Annotated in this window: 8 protein-coding genes and 1 pseudogene; 6 read left to right on the top strand and 3 right to left on the bottom strand. The window is 63.8% G+C overall.

Translation table 11 applies throughout. The features are described 5' to 3' along the window. The 4 genes and pseudogenes from shc to SE91_RS38270 form a co-directional block, all read left to right on the top strand. The coding region (gene shc / locus SE91_RS20825; RefSeq protein ID WP_063921307.1) for a squalene--hopene cyclase at window positions 1-1,090 on the top strand (1,090 nt) is incomplete at its 5' end. Beyond that, window positions 1,087-1,836: a phosphorylase gene (locus tag SE91_RS20820; RefSeq protein ID WP_061848916.1), complete on the top strand. Its 750-nt coding sequence runs from the start codon at window positions 1,087-1,089 to the stop codon at window positions 1,834-1,836. The genes shc and SE91_RS20820, both read left to right, overlap by 4 nt. 117 nt (window positions 1,837-1,953) lie before the next feature. Then, window positions 1,954-2,267 (top strand): annotated as a pseudogene (locus tag SE91_RS37715) (AbrB/MazE/SpoVT family DNA-binding domain-containing protein); the annotation flags it as partial. Then, window positions 2,257-2,820: a type II toxin-antitoxin system VapC family toxin gene (locus SE91_RS38270; RefSeq protein WP_502687146.1), complete on the top strand. Its 564-nt coding sequence runs from the start codon at window positions 2,257-2,259 to the stop codon at window positions 2,818-2,820. The pseudogene SE91_RS37715 and the gene SE91_RS38270, both read left to right, overlap by 11 nt. A 15-nt stretch (window positions 2,821-2,835) precedes the next feature. Here the strand turns inward: SE91_RS38270 and hpnH are convergent, their stop codons facing one another. Together hpnH and ispH are read right to left on the bottom strand one after the other, a co-directional pair. Further along, entirely contained in the window at window positions 2,836-3,996 is a 1,161-nt protein-coding gene (hpnH, locus tag SE91_RS20805) for an adenosyl-hopene transferase HpnH (RefSeq protein ID WP_008553273.1), read from the bottom strand. Between the two features lie 36 nt (window positions 3,997-4,032). Continuing rightward, entirely contained in the window at window positions 4,033-4,959 is a 927-nt protein-coding gene (gene ispH, locus SE91_RS20800) for a 4-hydroxy-3-methylbut-2-enyl diphosphate reductase (protein WP_060735523.1), read from the bottom strand. Between the two features lie 461 nt (window positions 4,960-5,420). On the opposite strand from ispH, the gene hpnN reads away from it, so the two are divergent. Continuing rightward, window positions 5,421-8,009, top strand: a complete 2,589-nt coding sequence (hpnN, locus tag SE91_RS20795; RefSeq protein WP_061848915.1) for a hopanoid transporter HpnN — start codon at window positions 5,421-5,423, stop codon at window positions 8,007-8,009. On the opposite strand, the gene SE91_RS20790 is transcribed toward hpnN, so the two are convergent. Continuing rightward, window positions 7,977-8,627 carry a DUF2147 domain-containing protein gene (locus tag SE91_RS20790; protein ID WP_061848914.1) on the bottom strand — a complete coding sequence of 217 codons (651 nt, stop codon included), beginning with the start codon at window positions 8,625-8,627 and terminating at the stop codon, window positions 7,977-7,979. The genes hpnN and SE91_RS20790 overlap by 33 nt on opposite strands. A 141-nt stretch (window positions 8,628-8,768) precedes the next feature. Here SE91_RS20790 and hpnO point away from each other — a divergent pair, with 141 nt between their 5' ends. Next, the gene (gene hpnO / locus SE91_RS20785) at window positions 8,769-10,160 is read left to right on the top strand and encodes an aminobacteriohopanetriol synthase HpnO (protein WP_061848913.1); all 1,392 of its coding nucleotides are present in this window, start codon (window positions 8,769-8,771) and stop codon (window positions 10,158-10,160) included. Window positions 10,161-10,163: the final 3 nt, after the last annotated feature.

Below are 10,163 nucleotides of genomic sequence, written 5' to 3'. Positions count from 1 at the left end.
TCCGCCGCGGGCCACCACGCGCCGCGGCATCGACAAGCTGCTCGTCATCAACGGCGAGGAGGCTTATTGCCAGCCTTGCGTCTCGCCGGTGTGGGACACGACGCTGACGGCCCATGCGCTGCTCGAAGCCGGCGGCGACAAGGCGGTGCCAGCGGCCAAGCAGGGCCTCGACTGGCTGATCCCGAAGCAGGAGCTCGAGGTGAAGGGCGACTGGGCGGCGAAGCGGCCCGACGTGCGCCCCGGCGGCTGGGCCTTCCAGTACAACAACGCCCATTATCCCGATCTCGACGACACCGCCGTGGTGGTGATGTCGATGGACCGCATGCGCCGGGAGCACGGGGTTGCCGGCTACGACGCCGCGATCGCCCGCGGCCGGGAGTGGATCGAGGGCATGCAGAGCGACGACGGCGGCTGGGCCGCCTTCGACGTCAACAACCTCGAATATTACCTGAACAACATCCCGTTCTCGGACCACGGTGCGCTGCTCGATCCGCCGACCGAGGACGTCACCGCGCGCTGCATCTCGATGCTGGCCCAGCTCGGCGAAACCGAGAAGACTAGCAAGCACGTGGCCGATGGCGTCGCCTATCTCAGGAAGACCCAGCACCCCGAGGGCTCCTGGTACGGGCGCTGGGGCATGAACTTCATCTATGGAACCTGGTCGGTGCTGTGTGCCCTCAACATGGCCGGCGTCGACCACAAGGACCCCATGATTCGCAAAGCCGCGAACTGGCTCACCTCGATCCAGAACAAGGATGGCGGCTGGGGCGAGGACGCCGTCAGCTACCGCTTGGACTATAAGGGCTGGGAGGCCGCCCCCTCGACCGCCTCGCAAACGGCATGGGCCTTGCTTGCCCTGATGGCGGCAGGCGAGGTTGATCACCCGGCCGTCGCCCGCGGGGTGGAGTACCTGATTGCAACACAAGACAAAAAAGGACTGTGGGACGAGCAGCGGTACACCGCCACAGGCTTCCCCCGCGTGTTCTATCTACGTTATCATGGTTACCCAAAGTTCTTCCCGCTGTGGGCATTGGCGCGGTATCGGAACTTGCGGAACACCAACAGCAGGGTGGTAGGGGTCGGAATGTGACTTTGGGGACGGGGGACTATTTTACCGTGGGTAATACCATCGACCCGCGGCCGATATTGATCGTGACCGGACTGGTTCAGGAGGCCCGTATTGCGGCCGGGCCTGGCATGGCGGTCATCTGTTCGTCGAGCAGCCCCACCCAGTTGCGGGCCCTGCTGACGGTGGTGGATCCCGAGACGATTCGCGGCGTGATCTCCTTCGGCGTAGCCGGCGGGTTGGACCCGAGCTTGCGTTCCGGCGATGTCGTGCTGGCGACCGAGGTGCTGTCCGGCGACACCCGCTGGGCCGCCGGGCTGTCGCTCGGCGACGACCTCATCGATCGCCTGACCTCGGGGCGCCGCCGCGTGGTGCGCGGCAGCCTCGCCGGTGCCGAGGAAGTGGTCACGAAGCGCTCCTGCAAGGCAGCGCTGCATTCGGAGACCGGCGCTGCGGCCGTCGACATGGAGAGCCACATTGCGGCTGCCTACGCCGCCGAGGCCGGGCTGCCGTTTGCCGCGGTCCGCGTCATCAGCGACCCCGCCCATCGCGCGCTGCCGGCGCTCGCCCGCGCCGCGATCAAGCCGAACGGCCAGATCGACCTTCCCGCCGTGCTGCGCGGCATCGTGCGCAACCCGGCGACGCTCCACGCGCTGGTCTCGACCGGCATCGACTTCAACCGCGCGCTGCGGTCCTTGCGCGGCTGCCGTGACTATCTGATCGGCACGGAGCTGATCGAGAGCGAAGAGCTGGTGTCGAAGGCGGCGTGAGCGGCGGTTCTCGATCTGACAACAAAAGGCCCGGTCATGCGACCGGGCCTTTTATCTTTTTGAGACGCGAGATCGTCGGCACAGGCGGCGCCATCGACGCGATGTGGTTTCCTCCATATGCGTTTATCTTATGTTTGTCTTACCTCGAAAGGTCGGGCCAGGGCCGACACGGATAAGCTCACTACTGTCGTTTCCACCAAGGGGCAGGTCATCCTGCCCAGCGTCATTCGCAGGGCGCGGGACTGGAAGGCTGGGACGCGCCTTACCGTCGAGGAGACTTCGGAGGGCGTCCTATTGAAGCCTGCGCCGGCCTTTGCGGCGACGCGACCGGAAGAGGTGTTCGCGTCTTGAATTATCGAGGCAAGCCGAAGACGCTCGAAGAGATGGACGCGAGCGTGCTTGCCGAAGCCAGGCGGCGGCATGATCGCGATAGATACCAATCTGATCATCCGCTACCTGACCGGAGATCACGCGAGTCAATCCGCGTGCGCCCGCGCCTTGATCGACGACCAGAGGATCTTTGCCGCCGTCACGGTGCTCCTCGAAGTCGAACGGGTGCTGCGAAGCGCGTACGGTTATCAGGCCGCAGACATCGTGCACGCGCTTCGTGTGTTCGCGGGGCTTCCGACCGTTATGGTCGAGGACGGAGCGATGGTCGCGGCGCTCGAACTTGCCGAGAGGGGGATGGATTTCGCCGATGCTCTGCATCTGACCATTCTGGATTGCTTCGTCGCAAGGGCTCCTCGCAATGACGACGCGGAGAGAGCGAGCAACACACTCATGCTTCGTGCCCCGGACGCAGCGCAGCGTCCCTTCGACGATGCGCTGCAGAGCCGGGGCCTATGCATCGACACGGCGCGGTGCTGCTGGGTCCCGGCTCTGCGCAGCAGCGCAAAGAGCGCTGCAGCGCGTCCGGGACGCGGGCTGCGCACACCGGCACAAAGAAAAGGCCCGGTCGCGATCGCGGCCGGGCCTTCGTCGTGAGATTGATCCGTGCGCTTACGCCGCGGTCGAAGCCTTCTGCGCGGCCTTCGCCTGCGCGGCGGCGGCTTCGTCCTTGCGGATCTCTGACAGCTTCTTCTGGACCTGCTCCGAGAAGATGTACTGCGCCGGGCGCTGCTTGGACATGTCGATCTCCGGCGCCATCGGGCCAGAAGTCTTGATGCCGCGCAGCGACACCCACATCGCCTTCAGCGGGTTGTTGAGCGCAGCGGTCGCCGCCGTCGGCTCGTAGCCGCAATGGGCCATACAGTCGGCGCACTTCTCGTACTTGCCGGTGCCGTAGGTGTCCCAATCGGTGGTGTCCATCAGCTCCTTGAAGGTCTTGGCGTAGCCTTCACCGAGCAGATAGCAGGGCTTCTGCCAGCCGAAGATGTTGCGCGCGGGCATGCCCCATGGCGTGCACTCGTATTCCTGGTTGCCGGCGAGGAAGTCCAGGAACAGGCCGGAATGCATGAAATTCCACTTCTTGCCCTTGCCCATGGCAAAGACGTCGCGGAACAGCTTCTTGGTCTTGGTGCGGTTGAGGAAGTGCTCCTGGTCCGGCGCACGCTCATAGGCGTAGCCCGGCGACATCGAGACGCCGACGCCGAGCTCGACGGTGAGGTCGAGGAACTTCGCGATTTCCTCGGCCGGATGGCCGTCGAAGATGGTCGCGTTGACGTTCACGGTGAAGCCGCGCGCCTTGGCCGCCTTGATCGCCGACACCGCGCGGTCGAACACGCCCTTCTGCGACACCGCCTTGTCGTGATGGTCCTTCAGGCCGTCGAGATGCACCGAGAAGAACAGATACGGCGAGGGCTCGAAAAGATCGAGCTTCTTCTCGAGCAGCAGCGCGTTGGTGCAGAGCGAGACGAACTTCTTGCGTTCGACGAGGCCGCGCACGATCTCGCCGATCTCCTTGTGGATCAGCGGCTCGCCGCCGGGGATGGCGACCATCGGCGCGCCGCACTCGTCGGCGGCGTCCCAGCATTCCTGCGCCGTCATGCGGCGGTTGAGGATCGCATCCGGATAATCGATCTTGCCGCAACCGACGCAGGCGAGGTTGCAGCGAAACAGCGGCTCCAGCATCAGCACGAGCGGATAGCGCTTGCGGCCAAGCAGTTTCTGCTTGAGCAAATAGCCGCCGATACGCATTTCCTTGAAGAAGGGGATGGCCATTACACGTTTCTTTCTGGGCTTTTCAATTCGGGTGGGTCAGCTCGCAGCCAGTTGGGCCGGAAGCCGGAATTCGATGTTTTCCTCGCGGCCCGGCAGCACCTGGACCTTGACCGGTCCGATCCGCCGCATCGCTTCGATCACGTCATCCACGAGTACCTCAGGCGCCGAAGCGCCGGCCGTGACGCCGACGGTCCTGGCATCTTTCAACCACTCCGGATTGAGCTCGCTGCCGTCGGCAATCAAATAACTCGCGACGCCGGCCTCAGTGCCGATTTCGCGGAGCCGATTCGAGTTCGAACTGTTGGCAGCGCCCACCACCAAGATCACGTCGACCAGCTTGCTCAAGTCCCTTACCGCAGATTGGCGGTTCTGTGTCGCATAGCAGATATCCCGGATATCCGGGCCTTGAATATCTGTAAAGCGGGCCTGGAGGGCCGCGATGATGTCCCTGGTGTCGTCGACCGACAGGGTGGTCTGGGTGATGTAGGCCACTGGCGTATCCGCCGGCAGCGTGAGGGCCTTAACCTCTTCAACGCTTTGAACAAGCAGCACTGGCCCCGGAACCTGGCCCATCGTGCCCTCGACCTCGGGGTGACCGGCATGGCCGATCAGGATCAGGGTGCGCCCCTTGGTGATGTATCGCTTCCCCTGATTGTGAACTTTCGTGACCAGGGGGCAGGTGGCGTTGAGCACCGGAAGGTCGCGCGCTGCAGCCTCTTCCTCGACGCTGCGGGCGACGCCATGGGCGCTGAAGACCGTCACCGACTTCGGCGGAACCTCGGACAATTCCTCGACGAAGATCGCACCCTTGTTCTTCAGGCTCTCGACCACGTATTTGTTGTGCACGATCTCATGGCGCACGTAGACGGGCGGGCCGTATTTCTCCAGGGCCCGTTCCACGATCTCGATCGCACGCACCACGCCCGCGCAGAAGCCGCGCGGCTGCGCCAGATAAACTTCCATTAGAGGCCCATTACGCAAGTTGCACCAATCCGCTTCAAAATCCCCCGGCAGCACCCCGACTGACCAATAAGGTGCAATATCCGCACCATTGGCCTCGCGCACGCGGTAGCTGCCCACCCCCGTTTGGGGCTCCGGCGCATGGAGGCGCAATACTTTGTGTCAAAAAATCGGCAACAAGGGAAGGTCGAATGAACCCTTGGTTCCCCGCCAGATCAATTGTGCGGTACTATGGTATGTGAGGCTTGTGAGCAAGATGGCGACATTTGTGCTCACCCTTTCGTCACTTTCCCGCCTCAACTCCCCGGCTATACCGACCGCCCGCATGAATTTGCCACGCTCTTCCACCGCTTAACTCGAACTTCTCGCGGTAAGAGCCACTGAAAACAGCAATAGGTTTCGCCCGGGAACTCCGATAAACAGCGGGCGTTTCCGGCAAGCTATTAACCGCAGAAAGAAAAGAAGTGCTGCAAAGCGTAGTCGTTGCCACCGTCAGGGCCTGCACCCGATTTGCCACCCTCGTCGTCATTCTCGGGCTCCTGCTCTCGGTGGGAGCCGGCTATTACGCTGCGCGCCACTTCGCCATCAACACCGACATCAATTCGCTGATTTCTCAAAATCTCGACTGGCGCAAGCGCGACCAGCAATTCGACAAGGCGTTCGATCAGAACGAAACGATCCTTGCCGTGGTCGAAGCCCGGACGCCGGAGATGGCGAGCGCAGCTGCCGACGCGCTCTACGCCAGGCTGAAGGACGACAAGACCAACTTCCTGTCGCTGCAGCAGCTCGGCAGTGGCGAGTTCTTCGAGAAGAACGGACTGTTGTTCCTGCCGACCGAGGAGGTCGGCAAGATCACCGGCCAGTTCGAAGCCGCGGCGCCTCTGATCGAGATCATGGCCGGCGATCCCTCGATCCGGGGCCTCACCGGCGCGCTTGAGACGGGCCTCGCCGGCGTCAAGCGTGGCCAGGTCAAGCTCGACAGCACCGAACGGCCCTTCAACCTGATCGCGCAGACGGTCGAGACCGTGCTCAACAAGGGCAACGCGAGCTTCTCCTGGCGGGAGCTCGTCAGCGACGAGCCGCTGAAGGATTCGGACAAGCGCACCTTTATCGAGTTCAAGCCGATCCTTGACTACAACGCCTTGGAGCCCGGCAAGGATGCCACCGACGCGATTCGGAAAGCGGCGGCCGAGCTCGACTTTCCGAACAAATATCAAGCGCGGGTGCGGCTGACCGGCCCGGTGCCGATCGCCAACGAGGAATACGCGACCGTTCAGGAAGGCGCCGTCGTCAACGGCGTCGGCACCATCCTGGTCGTGCTGCTGATTCTGTGGCTGGCACTGCATTCGTCGAAGATCATCTTCGCCGTGTTCGTCAATCTGTTCGTGGGCCTTGCGATCACGACTGCGGCCGGCCTGATGATGGTCGGCTCGCTCAATCTGCTGTCGATCGCGTTTGCGGTGCTGTTCGTCGGCCTCGGCGTCGATTTCGGCATCCAGTACAGCGTCCGCTACCGCTCCGAGCGCTACAAGCACGACGATCTCTCGGGCGCGCTGGTGCTGGCGGCCAAGCGCTCGGCAGTGCCGCTGTCGCTCGCGGCAATGGCAACGGCCGCCGGCTTCCTCTGCTTCATGCCGACCGACTACAAGGGCATCTCCGAGCTCGGTCAGATCGCCGGTGTCGGCATGCTGGTGGCCTTCCTCTCGTCGATCACCGTGCTGCCGGCGCTGCTGAAGCTGCTGAATCCGCCCGGCGAGATGGAGCCGGTCGGCTACGCCTTCCTGGCGCCTCTCGATCACTTCCTGGAGAAGCACCGCGTGCTGGTCGTGGGCGGCACGCTGCTGCTGTCGCTCGCCGGCCTGCCGCTGCTGTACTTCATGAAATTCGACTTCAATCCGATGAATCTGCGCAACCCGCACGCCGAATCGATCGCGACCTTCCTCGACCTGCGCAAGGATCCCAACACCGGGGCCAATGCAATCAACGTGATGACGACGTCGGAGGAGCAGGCAAAGCAGGTCGAGGCGAAGCTCGAGAAGGTGCCCGAGGTGCTGCGCGTGATGTCGCTGGACAGCTTCGTGCCGCAGGACCAGCCGCCGAAGCTGAAGCTGCTCGCTCAGGGCGCCAAGGTGCTGAATCCTGCGCTCAACCCCGACCAGATCGACGAGGCGCCGTCGGATCAGGAAAACGTCGAGGCGCTCAAATCCTCGGTCGACAATCTGCGCCGGACTGCGGCCGATGCGAAAGGACCTGGTGCGACGGCCTCTCGCCGGCTCGCCGACGCGCTCGAAAAGCTCGCCAAGGGCGACGAGGCCACGCGCAACAAGGCGCAGGATGTGTTCGTCACGCCGATGAAGATCGTGTTCAGCCAGCTCAGGAATGCAATGCAGGCCGGGCCGGTCACCCTGAACTCACTGCCGCCCGATCTCGTCAACGCCTGGAAGAGCAAGGACGGCATCATCCGCGTCGAGGCACTGCCGAAGGGCGATCCCAACGACAACGACACGCTGCGCAAGTTTGCCGCGGCGGTGCTCGCGGCCGAGCCGACCGCGATCGGCGGGCCGGTCTCGATCCTGAAATCGGGTGACACCGTGGTGAAGGCGTTCATCCACGCCGGCATCTACGCGCTGCTGGTGATCGGCCTGTTGTTGTGGATTACGCTCCGCCGGTTCGTCGACGTGCTGATGACGCTGGTGCCGCTCCTGGTGGCCGGCGTGGTGACGCTCGAGATCTGCGTGCTGATCGGCCTGCCGCTCAACTTCGCCAACATCGTCGCATTGCCGCTCCTGCTCGGCGTCGGCGTTGCCTTCAAGATCTATTACGTCGTGGCTTGGCGCTCGGGCAGGACGAACTTGCTCCAGACCAGCCTGACACGGGCGATCTTCTTCAGCGCGCTGACGACGGCGACGGCGTTCGGCAGCCTGTGGCTGTCGAGCCATCCCGGCACGTCCAGCATGGGCAAGCTGCTCGCACTCTCGCTGGTGACGACGCTTGCCGCCGTGCTGCTGTTTCAGCCGGCCCTAATGGGCAAACCCCGCAATGTCAGGGAGTAGGCAGATGTCGCCGACCGGATCGGCGGCGCCCTTCTGACCGGGCTTGGCCGTAACCTTCGGCGCGGCAGGCCCAGATGCCGATCCAGGTGCCGATCCAGCTGCAGGCGGCGTAGCGCCCGTCGTTCCCTGGGCTTTCGGCGCCGCGCCGGTCGACTTTGGCGCGCCCTTGGCCATGGCATTGGCCGGGCTCAAGGGGATCGGCGGGGCAACCCGGGTCCAGGTCTCGCCACCGCACAGGAACCCCATCACGCAGCCCTTGATCTCGAGCTGGTCGGGACCGGCCGGCGTGATCGTGGCGCTGTAGAGCTGGCCGTCCTTGGCGTTGTAGACCTGTCCTTCCCACTGATCGATGCCGGGCTTCTTCTTCATGTTGATCAGGGTCGGCATGCCCAGGGTCGGCCTGTTCTTTTTTGACACATCCGGGTTGTTCTCGTCGCGGCCTCCGGGCTGTTTTTCCCAGGAAACCGCGCCCCACATGCTGCCATAGCATTGGGCGACACGGATGTTGGCGACGCCGTCGGCGACCCGCCAGTCGCCGGTCGGGTCAGCAGCGAGCGCGGGGGTCAGACAGGTGTAACCGCCAGCCAGTATAATTCCGGTGTAAAGGGCTAAACGCATGAGTGTTCCTTGGCAGTGCAACATGGTTTAAAGCTCTGCTTGCGAAGATGGTCCGAAAAAGGGCAAAAGGCCGCACAGAGCGTTTTCGATAGCGGTCCGTTTTCAGTTGACGGGACGGCCCTCAAACGAAGTATGTAGCGGATGCACAGTCCAAATCCAGACATGTCTCAGCTGTTCGCGGACCGTCAGGCCCAGCGCAGCGCCCTGCATAACCGATATCTGAATGAGCAGTTCGTTCGGGTTCTCAAGACCATCGGCTACGATGTCGGCTTCCAGAAGGGGCAGGGGCAGTATCTCTACGACCGCGAGGGCGCGCGCTACCTCGACCTGTTGTCCGGATTCGGCGTGTTCGCGATCGGGCGCAATCATCCAGTCATGCGCGAGGCGCTCAAGAGCGTGCTCGATGCCGACCTGCCCAACCTCGTCCAGTTCGACGTCTCGGTGCTCGCCGGTGTGCTGGCTGAGCGCCTCCTGAAATACGTTCCCTATCTCGACAAGGCGTTCTTCGCCAATTCCGGGGCGGAATGCGTCGAGGCCGCGATCAAATTCGCGCGCGGGGCGACCGGGCGTCCGGGCATCGTCTATTGCGCCCACGGCTATCACGGCCTGACCTATGGCGCGCTGTCGCTGACGGGTGATTCGAATTTCCGCACCGGTTTCGAGCCGCTGCTGCCGGGCTGCACGGCGATCCCGTTCAACGATCTGGCCGCGCTCGAAAAGGCGCTGGCCTCGCGCGAGGTCGCGGCCTTCGTCGTCGAGCCGATCCAGGGCAAGGGTGTCAACATGCCCACCGACGAGTTCCTGCCCGGCGCGGCCGCGCTCTGCAAGAAATACGGTACGCTGTTCGTGGCCGACGAGATCCAGACCGGCATGGGCCGCACAGGCCGCTTCCTCGCCGTCGAGCACTGGAACGTCGAGCCCGACATGGTGCTGCTGTCGAAGTCGCTGTCGGGTGGCCACGTGCCGGTCGGCGCGGTGCTGACGCGCAAGGCCATCTTCGACAAGATCTTCAACCAGATGGACCGTGCGGTGGTGCACGGCTCCACCTTCTCCAAGAACGACCTCGCCATGGCCGCGGGCATCGCCACGCTCGACGTCATGGAATCCGAGAAGCTGATCGAGTCCGCCGCCAAGCGCGGCGCCGAGTTGCGCCTCGCGCTGACGCGGATGGTGCCCGGCTACGAGCTGATGAAGGAAGTGCGCGGCAAGGGCCTGATGATCGGCGTCGAGTTCGGCCCGCCGAAATCGCTGCGGCTGCGTGCCTCCTGGAACGTGCTGGAAACCGCCAACAAGGGCCTGTTCTGCCAGCTCATCACTGTGCCGCTGTTCAAGGACCACAAGATACTCACGCAGGTCGCCGGTCACGGCAGCCACACCATCAAGCTGCTGCCGCCGCTCACGATCACCGAGGAAGACTGCAGCTGGATCGAGAAGGCGTTCGACGACGTCATCGCCGGCAGCCATAAGGTCCCCGGCGCGATCTGGTCGCTCGGCAAGACGCTGGTGGACAACGCGGTGCGGCGGTCGGCCTGAAGC

This window comes from Bradyrhizobium sp. DOA1 (assembly GCF_001593325.1).
GTDB lineage: Bacteria > Pseudomonadota > Alphaproteobacteria > Rhizobiales > Xanthobacteraceae > Bradyrhizobium.
This window is presented reverse-complemented; position numbering and strand designations above follow the sequence as displayed.

Excerpts from the sequence above, each read along its gene's own strand:
- SE91_RS38270 (WP_502687146.1), top strand. The coding sequence starts at position 2,257 with ATGATCGCGATAGATACCAATCTGATCATCCGCTACCTGACCGGAGAT.
- hpnH (WP_008553273.1), bottom strand. The coding sequence starts at position 3,996 with ATGGCCATCCCCTTCTTCAAGGAAATGCGTATCGGCGGCTATTTGCTC.
- ispH (WP_060735523.1), bottom strand. The coding sequence starts at position 4,959 with ATGGAAGTTTATCTGGCGCAGCCGCGCGGCTTCTGCGCGGGCGTGGTG.
- SE91_RS20790 (WP_061848914.1), bottom strand. The coding sequence starts at position 8,627 with ATGCGTTTAGCCCTTTACACCGGAATTATACTGGCTGGCGGTTACACC.
- hpnO (WP_061848913.1), top strand. The coding sequence starts at position 8,769 with ATGCACAGTCCAAATCCAGACATGTCTCAGCTGTTCGCGGACCGTCAG.